We start from the raw sequence: 22,828 nt of genomic DNA, 5'->3' as shown, positions 1-22,828 counted from the left end.
TCTTTGAGTTAATATCCCGTCTTTTACTATATTACTCGCTATGCTCCTTGTCGGAGATGAAATACCTTCTGGGGATAATTCCCGGAGGGATTTTGTGCAGAATTTGAACATGGAACTAACAGCCCAGATGATAGAAATATTATTATTCAACTTTATATCATTATTTCTTTCATTCTTTTAGTGGTACTTTCATTCTTATTCGTTTTAATATAAAGTTCAATAGATTATTAAGGTTAAGATAAAAGGTTAGAATAGGTGTTTGAATTTCCAGAATCATGTTTCGGTCAGATTGTTAGTCTTTGTTTGATGACCGGAGGAATGGATGGAATACGTTTTGGATAGGTTTGATGTTTTTTTTAAGGTAAAAGGAACCTGTTTTCTGAAAAAGGATAACGTAAAGCAGAATATTAACGGGACAAGGGAAACAGATGAAGAAAAAAACTTTCATTCTTATAGGAGGAGGTTGCTTACTGGCAGGAATGATAGAAGCTAAGCAAACAAAACCTAATGTGATCATTATTTATACCGATGATCACGGTACACTGGATGCCAATTGCTTTGGTGCGCCGGATTTGTGCACACCAAACATCGATTCGCTGGCGGCACATGGCGTGCGGTTTACTCAATTTTATGCAGCTCCGGTCAGTTCTGCTTCCCGTGCCAGCTTGCTCACCGGACAATATACTAAACGAGCCGGATTGACCGGTAATGCCGGATGGACAGGTCTGCCACTCCATAAAGAAACACTTGCCGAACGTATGCGGAAGAACGGATATCAAACTGCTTGTATCGGAAAGTGGCATTTGGGTTCATGGAAGGAATATGCTCCCAATTCCCGTGGATTCGACTACTTCTGGGGATTTCGGGGAGGATGTGTCGATAGTTATTCTCATTTTTACTACTGGGGTGGTCCCAATATGCACGATCTGTGGAGGAACGAACAGGAAATCTATGAACCGGGCAAATTCTTCACTGCCGAAACCCTGAAAGAGGCGAAAGGCTTTATTAAAGATCGTGATAAAGAGCGTCCCTTCTTCCTGTACTGGGCTGTCAATATTCCACATTACCCCTTGCAACCCAGTGAAAAGTGGCTGGAATACTATTCTAAGTTACCCAATCCACGCCGGATGTATGCTGCTTTTGTATCTACATTCGATGACTATCTGGGCGAGCTTCGTACATTCCTGGCTTCTCAGGGATTGGATAAAAATACTATTTTGATCTTTCAGTCGGATAACGGACATAGCACCGAAGTTCGTACCTTTGGTGGAGGTGGTTATTGCGGAGATTATCGAGGAGGTAAGTTTTCGTTGTTTGAAGGAGGAATTCGTGTTCCCGCCATCGTTTCGTGGCCCGGGCATTTCCCGCAAGGCGAAGTCAGAGATCAGATTGCCATGAATATCGATTGGTTCCCCACGATAGCCGAAATCTGTGAGATGGATACGGAAGGACTAGAACTGGACGGAAAAAGTTTGGTTCCTTTGATAAAAGGCAGTATGTTGCAATCGCCTCACGAAACGCTTCATTTTGATTTTGATAACCAGTGGGCCGTCCGTAACGGTGATTGGAAATTGATAAACAATGCTATAGATGTGTTTCCAAACGATAAAAACAAAGTAATCGAAGGATTATATCTCACCAACCTGAAAGAAAATCCTGCTGAGTCCGAAAATCTAAAGGATAAATATCCCGAAAAAGTCAAGGAACTCTTGGTGCTTAGGGAGCAATATGAAAAGTCTCTTCCAAAAGAAATAAAGAAAAAATAGGAGGATTGATAACCCTAAAAAATGAATAGGACAAGAAGTGAACTACTTCTTATCCTTGCTTCTTGTATGTCTATTCCCCGAAACTTCCGGATAATAGATAGTCCGGGCAATCCTTCAGCCGATATTAAAAGTGATTGACAACAACTATGTTGTAGAATATAAAAAAATAATAGATTTTCTTTAGTGGTTTATGTCTAGCTATTCGACATACTATATATACAAATAGAATAATAGCAAATAAAGATAAAATAACTAAAACAGAAAATGTGGTTATTAACATACTATAAACTCTAAAAATGGTATTCTATGAGAAACTTATTACAAAAATGTTTTAAATGGCAATGGCTTGTATGCTTGGCAGTAGGCTGTTGTTTTTCGTCTTGCAAAGACGATGATGAATCAACTTCAGGGTATGATCCCAATAAACCGATAGAGTTGACTGATTTTTACCCGGCTGAAGGAAAACTTGCTACTCAAGTTATTTTAAATGGATCTAATTTCGGGAATAGTAAGGATAAGGTAAAAGTCTTTTTCAACGATAAAGAGGCTGCTGTGATTTCTGTAAAAAATAATAGAATGCTGGTTCTGGCTCCTAAACGAGCTTCAACGATAGAAGAACCGGCCTGTGACATTAAAGTGCAAGTTGAAGATAAGACTGGACAGTATAATAAGACATTTGATTATCATATCCAAACTACTGTAACTACGTTAGTGGGAGGAGCAACAAGTGCAACAGAGAACCCTAAAGGAATTGTGCAACTGTCTGAAGCACAATTTAGAGCAAATATAGACAGATGTATTTGTGTGGATAAAGATAAAAATGTATTCTTTTTAGTGGATAATAATGGCAAGTTTGCGGCATTCATGCTGAATGAGGAGGCTGATAAGCTAGTGTGTCTGAAGGAAGATATTAATGCAATGTTTAATTCTCCGATTTTAGGATATAATAAAAAAGATGGAATAGTATATCAGTTTTGGGCTAATAGAGACACGCATGAAGTTCTTCAATTTGATCCAAAATCAAACTATGCACCAACTACACTTATTAATGCAGTGGTATGGGACGATTCCAACTTTCCTAATATTGAAGGTTTTGGAGTTTGGGCAGCCAAAAATAACTTTTCAATGGGACCAGATGGTAAGATGTACTCAAGAATGTTAGGCGGAAACCTTGTTCGGATAGATGTAGATAAAGCTAAAGGGGAAAATCTTACAAATGGAGATTTGGTTGGAACTAAAGATGGTTCTTCTTACGGCCTTGTTTTTGATCCTAATGACGATAATATATTTTACTTCTCTGTTAATGATAAACATTGTATTTATAAATACGATTTGCGTACTAAAGAATGGAACTGTTGGGCTGGACAGGAAGGTAAAAGTGGATATTTGGATGGACCAATAGGACAAGCTATGTTTAATAAACCCGGACAGATTTGTGTAGATTCGGAAGGGAATCTTATTTTGACTGATACAGAGAATCATTGTATTCGTAAGATTACCATGAGTACGGGTTACGTATCCACATTGGCAGGAAAGCCACAAAAATCAGGTTATGTGAATGGTAATGCAGAAGATGCTCAATTTAAAAAACCATTAGGTATATGTATTGACAATGACGATGTGATGTATATCGGAGATGCCGAAAATCGTGCGATTCGTCGGTTAGCTATTGAATAAAGAATCTGTCTTAATAACTTTATATTTAATATAATTATGAATCGAATATTTGTAATTTTTGCTTTGCTTCTTTCATTTGTGATACAACTTCATGCACAGAAGGAACAGAGTTTTATATTGACGGGTACAGTCTTCGACGAATTTAACGAACCTGTTCCGGGAGCAAATGTATATGTGAAAGATAAACCGGGAGTAGGAGTAACTACTAACATAGATGGTAAGTTTCGGTTGGGGGTTAATCTCTATGATATGATAGTCGTATCGTTTTTAGGATATGAGAATTGTGAACTACGTCTGACTAAAAAACAGGAAGATATTAAAGTTACTTTGAAACCCGCTACTGAGAAAATTGATGAAGTCGTTGTTGTTGGTATGGGTACTCAGCGCAAGGTGAGTGTTGCTGGTGCCATTACAACAATAGAACCGGCACAATTGGAAGTTCCGGCTACAAATATAGTCAATACATTAGCAGGGCGCGTTGCCGGTGTGATTGGTGTACAATCCAGTGGTGAACCCGGTAAGAATATTTCCGAATTCTGGGTGCGTGGTATCGGAACTTTTGGTGCCAATAGTGGAGCTTTGGTGTTAATTGATGGTCTGGAAGGTAGTTTAAGTCAGATAGATGCTGCTGATGTTGAAAGTTTTTCGGTATTGAAGGATGCAGCCGCTACAGCAGTATATGGTAGTCGTGGTGCAAATGGAGTAGTTTTAGTAACCACAAAACGAGGCTTAGAATCTAAATTGAGGATTAATGGCCGTGCCAACATTACAATTTCTCATTTAAAACGTTTGCCTAATTATATTGATGCTACTCAATATGCCGGAATGGCAAATGAAGCTGCTGTTGCTACAGGGATGGAACCTATTTATAATTCGACGGAAATGGATATTATTAAATATGGACTAGACCCTGATGTTTATCCGAATATTGATTGGCAAGATGTCATATTGAATCCTAATTCTTTTCAACAGACCTATTATGTCAGCGCTCAGGGAGGAAGTAGTGTAGCCCGTTATTTTGCTAGTTTAGGTATGTCGCAAGAATCTTCTGCTTATAATGCGTCAAAAGATAGTAAGTATAATAAAGGGGTCGGTTATAATACGTATAATTACCGTTTGAACCTGGATATTGATTTAACTAAAACAACGAAGGTTTATATCGGTGCAACCGGATATCTGTCTGTGAATAACCGTCCAAGTATGGGTGAATATTCGAGAGGCGTCAGCCTTACAGACTGGTTATGGAGTTCGCAGGCAAAGACTACTCCGATTAGTTATCCTTTGCGTTATTCTAACGGATATTACCCGGCAGTGGGAACCAAAGATGAAATATCTCCTTATGTATTGCTCAATTATACAGGTAATGCCAAAGAACAAAATACAAGAAACTTAGTTACCTTAGGAATTACACAGGACTTATCTATGATCACCAAGGGACTTACAGCTAAGGTACAAGGGTCTTGGGATACTCAAAGTTTGTTTGGAGAAGCACGTTATAAAATGCCGGCATTGTATGAAGCGGCTAAAGAGCGTAACTATAACGGGACATTGAGTTTTGAAAAAATATCTGACGCAAAGACTGCACAGTATAATAGTGCTTCATGGGTATGGAGAAAGTTATATATGGATGCTAGTGTTAATTATGATCGTACTTTTGGTGATCATCGGATAGGTGGTTTATTATTTTACTATCTTGAAGACACATCGGAAACTGGTGCAAGCAATAGTATGGGAGCTATTCCTAAGCGATATCAAAGTCTTTCAGGACGTTTTACCTATGGTTTAAAAGATACTTATTTTATCGATTTGAACTTCGGTCTGAATGGTTCCGAGAATTTTAAACCGGGTAAACAGTACGGATTCTTCCCCGCAGGAGCATTGGCTTGGGTACCAACTTCTTATCACTTTATGCAAGAAAATGCAAGCTGGTTGAACTTTTTGAAATTTCGTGTATCTTATGGTGTAGTAGGTAATGACCGTATTGGTAGCAGACGCTTCCCTTATCTGACTCTTATTGAAGAAAAGACTGATACTTCTAATCCTTGGGGAGGAACAGGCAGTTTGACCGAACAACAAGTAGGCGGTGACAACCTGATGTGGGAAAAAGCTAAGAAGTTTGATGTAGGTATGGACCTTCACTTGTTTAGTGATAAAATTACATTGACAGTAGATTATTTTAAAGATACACGTGATGGTATTTTCCAAGAACGTAAACAGATACCTGATTATGTAGGTTTGATTCAGATGCCTTATGGTAATGTGGGACGTATGAAGAGCTGGGGTGGTGATGGTAATTTGGAATTTTACCAGCCTATAGGCAAAGACTTTCATGTAATTTTGCGTGGTAATTTTACATTGAGTAAGAATAAAATCCTGAATTGGGAAGATACAAAGAAGCCTTATGCTTATTTGGAGAATAATGGTTTTGCTAATAATGTGCAACGTGGATTTGTGGCTTTAGGTTTGTTTAAAGACCAACAGGATGTAGATATGAGCCCCGCTCAATTTGGTACGGTACGTCCCGGTGATATTAAATATAAAGATGTAAACGGTGATGGTAAAATTACGGATGACGATAAAGTACCTTTGTTTGCATATTCAGGAGTGCCACAATTAATGTATGGTATCGGTGCTGAATTACACTATAAGAAATGGACATTAAATGTATTGCTTAAAGGAACAGGACGTAACAAGTTCTTGTATGGTGGATCGGATGGCAGTAAATTCGATGGATATATCCCATTTAATCAAGGCGACAAGGGAAATGTAATGGATATTGCTTATAATCAGGCAAATCGTTGGATTTCGGCCGAATATTCCGGTGACCCAGCTACGGAAAATCCAAATGCCCGTTTCCCACGCTTATACTATGGTAAAAGCCAAAATAATACGAAACCTTCTACATTCTGGATGGGAGATGCACGCTATTTGCGTTTGCAGGAATTGAGTTTAAGTTATGCTCTGAAAGTACCTGCATTACAGCGTGTTCTTGGAGTTCAATCCATGAATATCCAGTTAATGTGTGAAAACTTAGCTGTATGGGACTCTGTAAAGTTGTTCGATCCGGAACAGGCTAATGCTTGCGGGCAGGCTTATCCATTACCTGCACGTTACTCTTTTCAACTTTACCTGAATTTCTAATACGATGTATAAATTTAATGGAGGACAATTCATGAAAAAATATTTTATATTACCGGTTATATTGTTGCTATCCGGTTTCTTCGGTTCTTGTAATTATTTGAATGTAGATGATTATTTCGAGGATACTTTCCAGGAAGATTCGGTCTATGCTAATAAACTCAATATTGAGCGCTATTTCAATGGGGCGGCCGCTTTACTTCCGGAAGTGGATAAGTTGTGTGAAGCAGGAAATACACCGGGAATCACAGGATCTGACGAGGGAGTAAGTTGTGGAGAGTGGAGCACTATGTTTGGAGCAGTGCAATATTCCGGAACCAAATTTCTAAATAATGAAATTACTGCCAGTTCATTGGGAGGCTGGGGTTGGGATTTCAACCTTTGGCCTAAATGTTATAAAGTGATTCGTAAGGTGAGTACTATTTTGCCGCATATCGAAGACGTGCCTGACATGAATAGTTTCGAAAAAATGGAGTTTCGTTCCAAATGTCGTTTTTTGCGTGCTTATGCTTATTATTTGATTCTGCAGCAAAACGGTCCGATGATTTTGTTGGGTGATGAAATCTTGAATAATAATGGGGAATCCGATTACTATGCAAGAACACGTAATACGTATGACGAATGTGTGGATTATATTTGTCAGGAGTTTGAAGAAGCTGCTGCGAATTTACCTCTAAAATTCACTGTTATGGAGCCATATATCCCCACTCAGGGTGCTGCTTTAGCCCTCGTTGCTCGGGTCAGATTGCAAGCTGCCAGTCCATTGTATAATGGTGGAGATGCTGCTCATCGATTTTTTGGAGATTTTACTCGTTGTACAGATAATGTACATTATATCTCTCAAAAGTATGATGAACGTAAATGGGCGATTGCTGCCGCTGCTGCTAAGAGAGTCATTGATTTAGGAAGATATCAGCTACATACGATTGCAGATGAAAAAGGACAGGTTACATTTCCTGCAAATGTTTCAACAAAGGAGTTTCCGGAAGGCGTAGGACTTGGGGCTTTTAAATTAGATCCGTATCGTTCTTATTCTGAGATGTTCAATGGAGAAACGGCAATTAGTAACAATCCGGAATTTATTTGGATCAGTTATTCAAGTGGCGTTGGCGGTTCGATAAGCCATATATTTCCCTTGGATTTCGGTGGAACCTCAGCTATTAGTGTTCCGCAACATATAGTAGACCAATACTATATGGCAGATGGACGTGATATTAAAAATTCCAGTGCAGAATATGCATATGTTAATCGACCGTATGATAAAGCTTGTGTGACAACAGGCGATAAAATATTGTCGGACAACTATAAAATCAGTAATGGTACTTATTTATCCTATACTAATCGTGAACCTCGCTTCTACATAAATATTGGTTATTCAAATGCATGGTGGTCGATGAGTTCTACAACTGATAATAATAAAAAAAATGTGAATATTCAATATTGGAAGGGAGGGAATGCCGGTAAAACTCATGCAGCTAGTAATGGTATTCTTTATAATGTAACCGGTTATACTTGTCGGAAGTATGTAAATCCGATGGATGCATTGACTGGTAGCAGTGCACGTACTACAAGTAAAGCATTCCCGATTATCCGCTATGCAGAAATACTACTTGCTTATGCAGAGGCTTTGAATAATCTAAATCAAGCATATGAAGTTGATGGAAAGTCCTACAGTCGTGACAAGGAAGCTATTAAATATTATTTTAATCAGGTCCGTTATCGTGCAGGTCTGCCGGGGATAACTGATGACGATTTGGCAACAACCGAAACGTTTAATGAAATTGTTCAGCGGGAACGTATGATTGAGTTATTCTGGGAGGGACAACGTTATTATGACATTCGGCGATTGGGTATTGTCGATAAATTGGAAAGAGAACCTCTGATGGGATTGAATGTGGATCAAACGGAGTGGGAAGGCTTTTATCAACCTACTATAATTCAGCATCCATCTGTACTTCAACGTGATTTTAAATCTAAAATGATTTTATTGCCTATTCATTTAGATGAGATAAGCAAGGTTTCTGTTCTTGATCAGAATCCGGGTTGGGAGAAGTAAAATTTAAAAAGAAATAAGTTATGAAACATATAAATAGATTAAATAGATTCATTCTCGGAGCAATAAGCATAGCAACTGTTGGTGTCTTTACTGCTTGTGAACAGGAATTTTATCAAGATGAACAATACCGAAAGGAAATTTATATTGTTAGCGGAGAAGATAACATCTTTCAACAAGAGTTTTCTTTCGGTGAAGATATAGTAGGATATGTCTCTGTTTATGCCGGTGGCACTACTCCGGTTGAGAAAGAGGTAGCGGTAGAACTGGAAATAGATGCGACCGCATTACAAGAATATAATAAAAAAAGATACGGAGAGTCCTATGATCAATATGCAAAGGAATTACCGGAGTCACGTTATACTGTAGATGGCTGGTCAGTTAAATTGTTTCCGAGTGAGGATACTCCTTATACATTATTTCCGATCCGGGTGGATGTGAATGGGCTGGAACCGGAGGATAACTATTTCCTTCCGTTAAGAGTTGCTTCTGTTTCAGATTATATGATCTCTGATTCCAGAAGAAATGTGTTGCTGCGAATATTTGTAAAAAATGAATATGCAACGACCAAGAAGGCTACTTATTATACCATGAATGGAACCAGTTTGAAAGTAGCTAAAGATACTTGGAAACCATTGGAAACAGATAAAGGACAACCTAAATACAACGCAATTAATAGTACTAAGCCAGTTGCTCCTATAGCAGAACAAGGTATTCGTATTTTGACCGGAAGTACAATTACGTCAGATAGAAAAGAACTGCGTAAACAAGGAGTGGCTGTAACAGTGCATCCGGAGGAAGAAGTAGATGTAGATGTTATCGGTAGTGACGGATTGCCGACCGGAGAAAAGATTAAATGCCAGAAAGTGACATTGGATAAATGGTATGATGTTGATGGAGGTATTACTGTGTTGAATATCGATGATAAGCCCTCATATTACAATCCAATGAAAAAAGAGTTTACGTTGAACTATCGTTATAATTATAAGTCAAACGACTGGTATGAAATGAAAGAGGTGATGACACCGCTGGATATTACTAATAATTAAGTGGCAGATAATAATTAATAAGCCTTATGAGAAGAAAAACATTATATAGTGCTCTATATACAGCTTTCGTTGCAGTGGCATTGGCTGCGTGTAACGATTATGATGCAGTGCAAACTGCATATGAAGATAAAACGGATGATGATGTGACTATTACTCCGCCGACTATCGAATCGTCGTGGGAATTGCAACAGATTCCAAATGTAGGCCAACACAACGAAAATGTGTTTGTCTATAAAGATAAGAAGTATGATAAGTTATTTACACGTACATTAGGGTGGAATGGTGGTTCCGGTGCACAAACTACATTATTGCCGGATGGAAATGTTTTCTGGACTTTTAATGATAGTTATTATGGAGTAGTAGATGCCGGGACCAGAGCAAGAGGTAATTGTAATGTTCCACATAATAGTGTCATGGTTCAGACTGCTGATGCCGGAAGGAAGATTGGTGAAACAGACGATAATCTGAAGTGGTTAGCTGATTATGTACAAACCACTAATCCTGACGGAGAAGGTTATTATCATGCATATGCACATATCACATCAGAAGAGAATACGACAGATGATAAGTATTTCTATCAGGCAGCCGATGCGACTGTGTTTGATGATAACGGAACTAAGAAACTTCAAATGTTGTGGAAAGCAATAGATAATCGTGAAGGTAAAATGACACGTACTGGTACTTGCTTGGTTACTTATAGTTTAGAAGGACAACCGGGCGCAGATACTTATCTTGAAAAAATGGCGAGGGATGAGAACTTTAACACGGATGCTGTAGGTTATGGTTCTACTATGTGGGAGGATGAGGATGGACATACTTATCTATATGTGACAGACAATAACAGACCTATTGTTGCACGTACTACCACTCATGATTTGACTTCGGAATGGGAATACTATATTCGGGATTTGAGTGGAAATTTTGTGTGGCAAAAAACATATCCGACTAGTGAAGAGAGAATACGTTCATCAATTATGGAGAATAATTATGTATGTAATATGCCATGGGTATTTAAAAAAGGGGACAAATATTATATGGTAGCTCAAACGACTTCATATGGCCGTATTGTTTATATTTACTGCGGAGAAACTCCTTATGGTCCATTTACCGGTCAGAAAATATTATTTAATGTACCTTATACGGTAGATAAGATAGGTAACCAGTATTATAAAAACCTGTCAATGATCAATCTGCATCCGGAACTTTCAAGACAAGGTGAATTGGTATTCTCTACCAATACCGATGCTGACGCTTCGGGAGATAATTTCAATTTCCCGGGTAGTGCTGATTTTTATCGTCCTTACTTCTATCGTGTTTTCAATTGGGAAAGTCTATATGATGAAAAAGAATAGTGGTTAGTAACCTACTCGTTCGGTAAAGTTTGTTTCGAAGGTCATCTCTTTCTACTATGAAGAGGTGGCCTTCTTTTTTGAAGGATTATAAGTACCTTGAATATTTTTCTGATAGCGATTTTTATAAGAAAAAGGTGATAGTCATAAAAAATAATAAAATCTTTTAGTGGTATATAATTTTATAATCGTCTTTATACTAAATATACGGAATCTGGTTTCATTATAAAAATAACTAATAATAATGAATTTTACCGTTTTGAGAGTTTATCAATATTTTTATTAACCGCTATTTCTATTGTATATGAAAGGCTTATTTTATTTATTCTTGTCTATTGTAGGTACGTGGTTACTAGTGTCTTGCTCAGATGATTTTCTAGGTGAGACTGAGACTACGGACTTGGACCGGGAGGCTGTTTTTAAGGATAGTACTTATACAGCAGATTTCCTAAATCAAATTTATGTGGATATTGGCTTTGATGTCAAACACGATCGCTACAGTAATCACGGAGGATTGCAGACCAGTAGTGATGAAGCAGCTTACAAAGCTAATACAGGGCTTGCGACGGATGTAATGTTTGCTACGGGAACGGTCAATCCTGTTACTGTTTCCGAAGATGATGTTTGGAGAATTGCTTACCGGAATATCCGTCGGGTCAATGTGTTTTTTAAATATGTAGACGGATCCCGGATGGTTGAAGCTGCCAAGACTGAGTATAAGGCAGAAGCACGTTTTTTGCGTGCTTGGTATTATGCGATGTTGTTGAGGCATTATGCAGGTGTAGCTTTGATTGGTGACGATGCTTATGATACTGTGGAAGAAGCGATGAAGGCACGTGACTCTTATGCTGATTGTGTAGAGTATATTGTGAATGAAGCTAATAAGGCGGCTGAAACCTTACCGATTGAAAGAAGCGGAAACAAGTTCGGTCGTATCACCCAAGGTGCTTGTAAAGCTTTGATTTCACGTGTACGTTTGTATGCTGCCAGTAAACTTTTTAATGGTAGTGATTTCGCTCCTGCTAATTATCCGAAAGAGTTGCTAGGTTACCCCAGCTATGACAAGGAACGTTGGAAAACAGCTGTAGATGCTGCTCTTGATGTAATAAAAATGAAGAAATATGATCTGTATATCCGTAATAAAGATGAAAGTGATAAGGAGTATCCGGGATGGGGCTATTACGCTCAGTTGCTACCTGCCGACTATTATGGCAAAGTAGGAACGGGCGTTTATTGTGGTACAATCCTTGAAAGGAAACAAGGATCTAGTACAGCGACCAATGTATGGTTTGCTCCTCCCAGCACAGGAGGGAATGGTGTTGGAGGATATATTTATCACGATTTAGCCGAACTGTTTCCAATGGCGGACGGTACACCGACTGCAGAAAGTAGTGATTATGACCCTATAAATCCTTCTCGTAATCGTGATCCTCGTTTCATGTTCACGGTTTCTTATGACGGGTGTAGTATGAAGAGTAATTTGCAAGATACTGAAATCAAGATATATGTGGGAACACAACAGGATGCCATTTATCGGGGAACTCCAACAGGATACTATACACGTAAATTTTTGAATCTTAATTCAATGGCTAATCAAATGCTTTATGGTGGTTCACAAGCACGCCCACTGATGCGTTATACTGAAATTTTGTTGAATTATGCGGAGGCCGCTAACGAATACTATGGACCCGATCATAAGGACGTGCTCGGAGATCAAGAGATCAGTCCTTATATTGCATTGAGAAAAATACGTGAATGTGCAGGTATAAAGCCCGGTGAGGATGGAACGTATGGAATTAAAGATAATATGACACCGGATGAAATGACTGAGGCTATTCGCTTGGAACGTCGGTTGGATTTAGCATTTGAAGGACATCGTTTCTTTGATGTGAGGCGCTGGATGATTGCTGAAGATACTGATAATAGAATGATGCATGGTTTTGAAATCACGAAGAATGAAGATCGTAAAACCGGAAAAATCATTAATACTCGTCAGCATATCTTCCGTAAAGCGATGTATTTCTATCCAATACCTTATAAGGAAACTGTGAAATCGCCCGATTTGTTGCAGAATCCTTATTACGAATAAGAATGGTTTTTTTATTAAATAGAAAGAAATATGAGATTAAAAACACAAATTACGGCTTTACTTTTCGTCTTATTGGGGCTTGTGACTGCTTGCAATACATTTAAAGACGAAATTACTCCCGATTCTTATACGGAAGTACCGAAACAGTTGGATGGAAAATGGCAATTGAAGACCGTTTCGCGCAATGGCACAGATATCACGGAAGTGATGGATTTCAGCCAGTTTCGTCTGACCATGAATAAAGATAATACATATACTATTGAGAACTACTTACCATTTTTAGTAAAGAAAAATGGTACGTGGAAAACCGATGATATAACGTATCCTTTCTTCTTGACTTTTCAGGAAGAAGGATCTACAAGAGAAGCTAGAACGGAGATCACTTATCCGATTGTAAAAGGAAAACGTCATATTACCCTTACTATCAGTCCGGGATGCTCGAGCAACTCTTATATTTATTCTTTTGAAAAAGTAGAAGAATGATTTAAAAAGAAAAGCTTATGAAATATTATTTGAAAAAACATAAAGTAAAGGCATTCTCATTGCTGGTACTCTCCTTAATAGTAATTGGATGTTCTTTTTTGATTAAGGATGTGAATGTTAGGCAACAAAACGAAGACGGGGAGATGGTGGCTTATATAAAAGCCGGTGAAGTAGCCACTTTTACCTTTAGTGGAACAATTTCTATTGATGGAGACGCGAGTAACGAAACATTTATAGTGGCATTTCTTGCTCCGAGAAGTTGGAACGTGCGTCAGAATGCAATGGTGACATATAAGGAAGATAAATATGAACCGGAGATAGATCACAAGATGACGGTAATGCAGGATAGTGAACAACCGGCGAATTATAAAGGCATGACCTGGTCGGCAGCATTGAAAAAGAAATATGGTGTGCGGGGTAATGTCTTGAACGATATGGAATGGGTGGCATTCAAATCAAATGGCTATGAGAAAGTGAATGGAACGATTAATTTCACCGTTACGATTAAATGTAATTCAGGAAAGAGTAACATGAAGTTCAGACCTAGTTTCTTTATCAATCATTCTAGTGATGGGCTTGGTGGAAATAGTGAGCGTTACGACGTGAAAGATGCCGACGATTGTTTTGAAGTATTACAAGGATCGGGCGCTACCATTGATTTCTGTTCTATGCACTACAATCAGATTGAACCTTTGTCTGCTTTGCAAGATGATTTTGTGACATTCACTTTCCAGGGTGATGTCAATTCCAATGAATTGACTAAAGCCGGGAATGTGTATATAGAAGCTACTGCCTATACGATAGAAGGGAACCAATATAAGGTTAATGAAAAGAGCGCGAAGACACTGATGGAAAGAGAAGTGAAACTATCAAGATATAATGTTACTTTTTGGCCCGGCGGTTTTTTTAATATTCCCGAAGGTGAAACCATTTCCCGTATCGAGTATATTTTCACCAATGAAGATGGAACCGTGTTCATCTCTAAGTCCGATGACAGTAGAGACAACGAAGGAGAAGAGGTGGAAGAAGGAGCCAAAGAGCCTTTCGTATTCGAACTTCAATGTGAATAGAATTTAACCTTAAAAAAAGATTATATGCGTAATATTTTAAATAAAAGAAATAGTCGGTACTGTTTCACATGGATGGTAATGTGGATGCTGCTTGGCTTGGGGCATCTGAATGGGGTGGCTCAGGAAACAGGAGGAACGGCTAATATTACCGGTAAGGTAATCGATCAATATGGTAATCCGGTATCAGATGTCGTAGTCACGATGAAGAATACCGATTTTAAAGCCGTTACCGGTGTCGATGGCACTTTCGAGTTCCAGTATAAAAGAGGAGATATGCTTCGTCTGACTCATCCGGGATTTTTGTATAAAGAGATCAAAGTAAATAAACTTAGGAATTCGGAACGTATTTTCAAAGTGACGTTGGCAGAAGAGTTTATAAAATTTCCTGATGTGATAAACGGACCGTATGATACGAAAGATAGAGCAAGTTTTCTAGGATCGGCTGCTACGGTTTATAACGATCAGGTCAATTCGATGATGGGTACTACCATTATTCCTTCGTTGCAAGGACGCTTGCCCGGATTGAATATTGTTCGGACTCGTGGAGCCCGTAAGAATCAAATTGAGGCTAGTTCGTCGGGAACGATCTTTAATTTTAATAGCCCTACGTTGGGTAAAGAAGCGTATAGTGACAATACCGAATTTACCGTTCAATCACGTCACAATGCTCCGGTAGTAGTGGTAGATGGGGTACAAAGAGAATTGTATTCTCTTGATCCGGATGCTATCGAGTCTGTATCTATTCAAAAAGACGCTTTGTCATCCATGTTCCTGGGAATGCGTAGTTCTCGCGGTGCGTTAGTAGTTACAACTAAAGACCCTATCAAAGAGGGATTTCAATTATCGTTTACCGGACGCTTCGGAGTGCAAAGTTCAGTAAAAACACCGAATCCGTTATCTGCCTTCCAATATGCTTATTTGTTGAATGAGGCATTGCTGAATGATGGTAAGAATCCCTTTTATTCCTATAATGATTTTACCAAATATCGTGACCACTCCAGTCCTTATACACATCCGGATGTGAATTGGTATGACGAAACAATGAGAAACAACTCTACTACTCAGTCGTATAACCTGAATGCTACGGGCGGTAACAAGTTTGCCCAATATTTCGTTAGTGTAGGTTATCTGGGTGAAGACGGATTATTCAAAAATCCCGGCGGAGATGCTCATAACACGAACTTAACTTTTGACCGCTATATGATCACTTCCAAAGTGAACATTAATATTACCGATGATTTTACAGCGAAGGTGACCTTGATGGGACGTGTAGAAGAAGGTACACAGCCAGGTGGAACCGGAAACGGTTATGGAGATATCCTAAGCACAATTTACTCTACCCCCAACAATGCATATCCGGTGAAAAACCCGGACGGATCATGGGGTGGGACCCAGTCGTTTACCAACAACTTGTTGTCACAAACCATTAACTCCGGTTATATCACAGACGGTGCCAGGGATGTATTGGGATCAATTAATCTGCGTTATGATTTCGATAAAGTGGTAAAAGGCTTGTCTGTCCGTATGGTGGGTAGTGTCACTTCTCAAAATCGTTCGACGACTAAACGAACCAAGGCTTCGGAGGTGTTTGATTATACCATTGATAAAACCGGTAATGATGTTTATACCCGGTATGGAGAAAAGAAAACACAAACGAATGCTTTTAGTTCTGTGTCTACCTACCGACAAATGTACGGTCAGTTTGCCGTTGATTATGAACGGCAGTTCGGCGAACATGGCTTTACAGCCAGCGTAATGGGAGATACCCGAAATACCCTTACTAACTGGGACCTTCCCGAATATCCGTCCAACATTATAGGCGATGTTTCTTACAATTATGCAGGCAGATATTTTGCACAGGCAGCAATTAGCCAGAGCTATTATAACCGTTATGCACCCGGCAGTAGATGGGGTACTTTTTATGCTTTCGGTTTGGGATGGGATATCAGCAAAGAGAATTTCATGGAAGATTTTGAATGGCTGAACCAATTAAAGATACGCGGTGTGTACGGTAAGACGGGTAATGGTATGAACAATGCCGGATATTACACATATTATCAGACTTTCTCCTCAGGAGGCGACGATTATCGTTTGGGAACAAATTTAAATAGTGGTTCGGGTAGTTTTTCGGAAAAAAGTCCGTTGGCAAATCCATATCAAACTTGGGAGAAAGGCAATAAGTTGAATGTTGGTGTGGATATTGCTTTATTTAGTAACAAGCTCCGAATAACGGCCGACTACTATAATGATAAATATTTTGATCTGTTACAGGCTCGTGGAAAGAGTATTGAATTGATTGGTCAGACTTATCCGAATGAAAATATTGGTAAATCGCGTTGGTATGGAGGTGAATTGGCGATTACTTATCAGGACCGCGTTGGCGATTTTAACTATTATGCTTCTGCCAACTGGAGTTGTGAACAAAGTAAGCTATTGTATAAAGACGAACAAAAAGTCCCTTATGACTATCTGCGTGCTACAGGTAAACCGGTGGGAGCGATCTTCGGTTTGGTGTCAGAAGGTTTCTTTACTTCTAAAGAGGAGATAGCAAAGAGCCCTGTGATTGAAGGATTTGAAAATATCCAGCCCGGTGATATCAAATATAAAGATCAGAATGGTGATAAGGTAATCAATGATTTCGATAAAGTAGTGATTGGTGGCGATAAACCGCTTTCTTACTTTGGCATTGATTTAGGCTTTGAATGGCGTGGACTGGAATTTTCTATGTTTTGGCAGGGAGTGTACAATAAAGATGTATTGATGGGTGATTGGAATCTGCTGGAAGGTTTCCAGACTCAAGGACAAGTTTACGGACAGGCGTATGAAAATATGTTGGACCGCTGGACTCCTGAAACCGCAGCAACAGCAACCTTCCCGAGATTAAGTGCCGGTGGCAATAAATACAATCAAGGTAACGGTTGGGGCTCTTCTTTCTGGTTGCGCTCCGGTAATTATATTCGTTTGAAAAATATTAGTCTGGGATATAGTTTACCCGATTCATTCTGCCGCAACTATTTAGGTGGAGCACGTGTGAAGGTTTTTGTAAGCGGACAGAATCTATTTACAAAGTCCGCATATGAATTGGTTGATCCGGAAGTTAGTTTCACCAACTATCCATTACAACGTTGCATCAGCACAGGTATTAATGTTAAATTCTAATGTACTATGATGTCTATGATACGAAATAAATATTTAACACTGATCGGAGCGGGATTGTTGTTTGCGGCTGTATCTTGTACCGATGGTTATGAACCAGAACCTGTTGAGCTGGTATCAATCGACTTTGTGTTCTCGAAAACCGATTCGCTCGGTACGAATGCAGTGAAGTTTATGAACAATATTTACTCTACATTACAGAACGGACACAATCGTGTGGGAAGTGATTATTTGGATGCTGCTTCCGACGATGCTATATCCATTAATGTGTCCGATCCGGATGTTTATAAATTGGCGATGGGACGATATACGGCAAGTACTCGTGTTGAGTCGGATATGCGATGGAAAGAGTATTATACCGGAATTCGTAAAGCGAATATCATGATTAACCATATTGATGTGGTTCCCTTTATGCTAACCTATGTAAACTCCAAAGGAGAAAAGAAGCCATTGAATTTTACAATGAAAGCAGAGGCTCGCTTCCTGAGAGCATATTTCTACTTTGAATTGGTGAAACGTTATGGCGGTGTTCCTTTAATGGGGGATGAAGTACATATATTGGGTGACGACATGGAGATTCCAAGGAATACATTTGAACAATGTGTGAAATATATTGTCGATGAATTGGATGAGATCAAAGATGATTTGCGTACTAATCCGATGCCTGATTTTGAACAATATGCACATACTCCCACTCGTGAAACCTGTCTAGCTTTAAAATCCAGAGTACTGTTGTATGCAGCAAGTCCTTTGTTCAATGAGCGTCCTATCGAGAAAGGTAACGAACTGATCGGATATGCTTCCTATGACAGCGAACGCTGGAACGAAGCGGCTAAAGCTGCCAAAGCGTTTATCGACGAATACGGACCGGATGGTAACGGAGCTTATGGTTTGACAAAAGATAATGGTCAGGATTTTCGTGATGTTTTCTTAGGTTTTTATAATAAGTCGAATAATCCGGAAGTCATTTTCTATCGTCCGGGTGGTGAGAATAAATCTATTGAAACCAATAACGGACCTTTAGGATTTTCAGCCAATAGCTTGGGTAAAGGACGTACTCTTCCAACACAAAATCTGGTGGACGCTTTCCCGATGAAAGACGGTATGTTTGCCGGAAAAGGCAGTAAGTATCAGTTTAATCAAGCCAATCCTTACGAGAATCGTGATCCGCGTTTGGATTATACAGTGCTGCATCATGGATCATCTTGGCTGAATAATACACTTGATATTTCAACCGGAGGAGTCAATAATCCGTCCAACTCTGCCGAGTACTCTAAAACGAGTTACTATATGTGCAAGTTTATGGGTAAATTTACCGGAGAGTCGGAATATAGTAACAAGATACATTTGTGGGTGATGTTCCGTTATGCGGAGATGTTATTAAATTACGCAGAGGCAGAGAATGAGTATTTATCTGCTCCTTCTAAGGATGTATACGATGCTATCATTGCACTGAGAGCACGTGCGGGGATTGAGCCCGGAGATAAATCTCTGTATGGGTTAAAAGAAGATATGACACAGAAAGAAATGCGTGAAGTGATTCAGAATGAACGTCGTATTGAAATGGCTTTTGAGGAACAACGTTACTGGGATATCCGCAGATGGAGAATTGCTGAAGATATCTTTAAGGAACCATTGAAAGGTTTGGAGATTAGGGTGAGGGGAAATAGTACGATTTTCAACGAAGTGAATGTGTTGAGTACAACATTTGATGTGAAACGTTATTTCTATCCGATCCCATATACAGAGGTAGTTAAGAATGATAACATGATTCAAAATCCGAAGTGGTAATATTATGAAAAGACTATTATTGATATTAGTATGTATAAGCCTTTTTATGTCGGCGTTCGGTCAGTCGTTTGCTTTGAAGGGAGTTATCTCTTCTAACGATGGTGAGTTGCTGCCGGGGGTGAACGTAAAAGTACAAGGTTCAACAACGGGTACAATTACCGATATGAACGGTAATTTTCAAATAAATGTGAATAAAGGTGCAGTACTGGAAATCTCTTATATCGGTTTTAAGAAACAGAGTATCAAAGTGACTGGGCAGCAAACGTTGAAAGTGGAATTAGATCCCGATCAGACAAATCTGGACGAAGTAGTTGTAGTTGGTTATGGTAAAGCGAAACGTATTACGCTGACCGGTGCGGTGAGTGGTATACAAGCGCGTGAGATTCGTAATGTGCCGACCAGTAGTGTGCAGAATGCATTGACAGGAAAACTGCCGGGATTCTTTAGTCAGCAGCAGTCTGGTCAGCCGGGTAAAGATGCCTCCGACTTCTTTATTCGCGGTGTCAGTTCTCTGAACGCCGATGGTAATAAACCGTTGATTATGGTAGATGATATGGAGTACAGTTATGAACAGTTATCTCAGATCAACGTCAATGAAATTGAGAGTATTTCAATTTTGAAAGATGCTTCTACAACGGCAATTTATGGTATCAAAGGTGCCAATGGTGTATTGGTAGTAAAAACACGTAGAGGTCAAGAGGGTAAACCGCAGATCAATGTGCGTTTGGAAAGTGGTATGCAGACTCCGGTTCGTACGCCTAAGTTTCTCAATGCTTACGAATCATTGCAATTAGTGAGAGAAGCACATGGAAATGACGGTACTTTATCGGATTTTCCCTATACGGAAGATGATATGATTGCTTTCAGAGACCGCACCGATCCTTATGGACATCCGGACGTGAACTGGTATAATGAGATATTTAAGAAGATGGCGTTTCAGGAAAATATCAATGTCGATGTTTCAGGAGGCTCTAAGAAATTGAGATATTTCGTTTCTGCAGGATACTTCACTCAGAATGGTCTGGTAAAGGATTTTGGTGGCAATTCCGGTGATGGCGTTAATCCCAATTATACCTATCGTCGTTTCAATTATCGTGCGAATCTCGATTTTGATGTAACCGATAACTTTAATATGCGTTTGGATGTCACTTCGCGTTTCATGGATATCAATGAGCCCTATAATATGAATGTAACAGGTGAACTGTATGATTTCTCCAAGATGCATCCTTATTCGGCTCCGTTGCTGAACCCCAATGGCTCATTTGCTTATTTGTATGATACGCAAGACAGAAAGCCTACATTGAATGCGCGCCTGGCAAATGAAGGATATAAACGTAACCGACGTAACGATAATAACATTCTGTATGGTGCGACATGGAAGATGGACTTCTTGACGAAAGGACTTGTGGCTGATTTCCAGTTAGCTTACTCCAACAGTGATGAGAACTTCCGTGCAGTGATGCGTACTCGTTATCCGACTTACCATTATGATTCGGCATCTGATTTGTATAATATCAATCCGAACGGGGTATATGATTATGAACAGTATTTTGTTTATAATAATACGGAAAAAGCAACCAAAGATTTGAGTGTCAAAGCTGCTTTGAAATACGCTCGTGTTTTCAATGATATACATGATGTAAACGCTATGTTCTTATACAACCGTCAGAGTACTACTGATGAAAAAGCTGCTGCTGTTCCGAATAATTTCGAAGGTTACACCATGCAGTTGGGCTATAAATATAAGAATAAGTACTTGTTAGACTTAAATATGGCATACAACGGAACCGACCGTTTTGGTAAGGACAACAATTTCGGATTTTTCCCCGCTTTGGCTGTGGGTTATGCGATTTCGCAAGAAGACTTCTTTAAGAACGTAAACTGGCTAGAGAAAAATGTGCAATTGCTAAAGTTCAGAGCATCTTATGGTCTTGTCGGTTCCGACGTGGCAGCCGGCGACCGTTATCTGTATCGTCAGGTATATAAGACTGGTGATTCATATACTTTTGGTGAGGGCAATAATTTTAGTGTCGGTGGAATTAAAGAAGGTGATCTGGGTAACTTGAATGTAACATGGGAAAAAGCGAGAAAGTTTAATGTCGGTGTAGATATGAACTTATTTGATAAGTTCTCGTTCACTTTCGACTGGTTTATAGATAAACGTTACGATCAGTTAGTTACTAGAAATGATATACCCGATATAATGGGTATCGGTTTATCTCCCGAAAATGTGGCAAAAACTACTAACAAAGGTTTCGACGGACAAGTTGGTTATCAGGACCGTTTTGGAAAATTCAACTTTAACACCAACTTCGTATTCGGTTATGCTAAAAACCGGGTAGACTACAAAGCGGAAGCTCAACAGAAGTATGAATGGTTGAGAGAAACGGGAAGACCTATAAATCAGCCTTTCGGTTATCATTGGATTGGTTATTATACTCCGGAAGATATTCAGAAGATTAATTCTGGTGCTGCAGATGCACCCGCCAAACCTGATGTCGCTGTACAAGCAGGTGACCTGAAGTATGCCGACCTGAATGGTGACGGTACGATTAATGACTTTGACAGACGGGCTATTGGTAAGCCGAACTTGCCTACAACAACATTGGGATGGAGCATTGGAGGAAACTGGAAAGGCTTTAGCTTCAATGTATTGTTCCAAGGTTCCTTTGATTATAGTTTTGCTATCAACGGAACCGGTATTGAATCCGGTAAGAGCCAATTCCAACCCCTTCATCAAAAGCGTTGGACACAAGAACGTTATGAAAGTGGTGAGCCTATTGAGTTTCCCCGTTTGACGATGAGGGATGGTACTATTAACAGTGCTTCTGCTTATAATTCGGATTTCTGGTTGATCAATGCGTGGTACATTCGTTTGAAGACTGTTGATTTGGGCTATCAGCTTCCAAAAACTGCTTTGCCTAAGTTCATAGATAATATTCGTTTCTATGTGAATGCGTATAACTTGCTAACATTTACCGGTTATGATAAATATCAGCAAGACCCTGAAATCAAAACGAATACGGCAGGTGATGCTTATATGAATCAACGCGTTATAAACTTAGGAGTTCAGTTGGGCTTTTAAAAACTGAATTCTTAAAAAATTAAAAGAGAATAATACTTTTGACAAAGACATTATTCTCTTTTAATTTTTAAGAGCTACATTTAGTGGTTATTGTATCTTTGTTCGTCATATAATAAATCGGG

The 22,828-nt window shown here is 39.2% G+C and carries 12 protein-coding genes; all 12 read left to right on the top strand.

From position 1 onward, the window contains the following. Nucleotides 1–428 precede the first annotated feature (428 nt). Nucleotides 429–1,766 carry a sulfatase-like hydrolase/transferase gene (locus tag PHO71_RS01875; RefSeq protein ID WP_300198086.1) on the top strand — a complete coding sequence of 446 codons (1,338 nt, stop codon included), beginning with the start codon at nt 429–431 and terminating at the stop codon, nt 1,764–1,766. Nucleotides 1,767–2,072: 306 nt separating this feature from the next. After that, nucleotides 2,073–3,443 (top strand): IPT/TIG domain-containing protein, encoded by a 1,371-nt coding sequence (locus tag PHO71_RS01870; protein WP_300198082.1) that lies wholly within the window; start codon nt 2,073–2,075, stop codon nt 3,441–3,443. A gap of 36 nt (nt 3,444–3,479) precedes the next feature. After that, nucleotides 3,480–6,584 (top strand): TonB-dependent receptor, encoded by a 3,105-nt coding sequence (locus PHO71_RS01865; RefSeq protein WP_300198079.1) that lies wholly within the window; start codon nt 3,480–3,482, stop codon nt 6,582–6,584. 31 nt (nt 6,585–6,615) lie between these two features. Beyond that, nucleotides 6,616–8,637 carry a RagB/SusD family nutrient uptake outer membrane protein gene (locus tag PHO71_RS01860; RefSeq protein ID WP_300198076.1) on the top strand — a complete coding sequence of 674 codons (2,022 nt, stop codon included), beginning with the start codon at nt 6,616–6,618 and terminating at the stop codon, nt 8,635–8,637. 20 nt (nt 8,638–8,657) lie between these two features. After that, nucleotides 8,658–9,683: a DUF4361 domain-containing protein gene (locus PHO71_RS01855; RefSeq protein WP_300198073.1), complete on the top strand. Its 1,026-nt coding sequence runs from the start codon at nt 8,658–8,660 to the stop codon at nt 9,681–9,683. A 26-nt stretch (nt 9,684–9,709) separates the two neighbouring features. Continuing rightward, the gene (locus tag PHO71_RS01850) at nt 9,710–11,035 is read left to right on the top strand and encodes a DUF5005 domain-containing protein (RefSeq protein ID WP_300198070.1); all 1,326 of its coding nucleotides are present in this window, start codon (nt 9,710–9,712) and stop codon (nt 11,033–11,035) included. Nucleotides 11,036–11,336: 301 nt separating this feature from the next. Next, the gene (locus PHO71_RS01845; RefSeq protein ID WP_300198068.1) at nt 11,337–13,121 is read left to right on the top strand and encodes a RagB/SusD family nutrient uptake outer membrane protein; all 1,785 of its coding nucleotides are present in this window, start codon (nt 11,337–11,339) and stop codon (nt 13,119–13,121) included. Between the two features lie 30 nt (nt 13,122–13,151). Next, a complete protein-coding gene (locus PHO71_RS01840) occupies nt 13,152–13,604 on the top strand; it encodes a DUF5004 domain-containing protein (RefSeq protein WP_300198065.1) in 453 nt (150 codons plus the stop codon). 17 nt (nt 13,605–13,621) lie between these two features. Beyond that, nucleotides 13,622–14,674 carry a DUF4961 domain-containing protein gene (locus PHO71_RS01835; RefSeq protein ID WP_300198063.1) on the top strand — a complete coding sequence of 351 codons (1,053 nt, stop codon included), beginning with the start codon at nt 13,622–13,624 and terminating at the stop codon, nt 14,672–14,674. A 24-nt stretch (nt 14,675–14,698) separates the two neighbouring features. Continuing rightward, nucleotides 14,699–17,833 (top strand): SusC/RagA family TonB-linked outer membrane protein, encoded by a 3,135-nt coding sequence (locus PHO71_RS01830; RefSeq protein WP_300198060.1) that lies wholly within the window; start codon nt 14,699–14,701, stop codon nt 17,831–17,833. Nucleotides 17,834–17,839: 6 nt separating this feature from the next. After that, nucleotides 17,840–19,621, top strand: coding sequence for a RagB/SusD family nutrient uptake outer membrane protein (locus PHO71_RS01825; RefSeq protein WP_300198057.1), 1,782 nt, complete (start codon nt 17,840–17,842; stop codon nt 19,619–19,621). Between the two features lie 4 nt (nt 19,622–19,625). Next, nucleotides 19,626–22,706 (top strand): TonB-dependent receptor, encoded by a 3,081-nt coding sequence (locus tag PHO71_RS01820; protein ID WP_300198054.1) that lies wholly within the window; start codon nt 19,626–19,628, stop codon nt 22,704–22,706. The last annotated feature ends 122 nt before the right edge of the window (nt 22,707–22,828 follow it).

It is taken from the genome of Bacteroides sp. (assembly GCF_028690125.1).
Taxonomy (GTDB): Bacteria; Bacteroidota; Bacteroidia; order Bacteroidales; family Bacteroidaceae; genus Bacteroides.
Note: the sequence above shows the minus strand (reverse complement) of the source record. Positions and strands in the feature narration are given on the sequence as shown.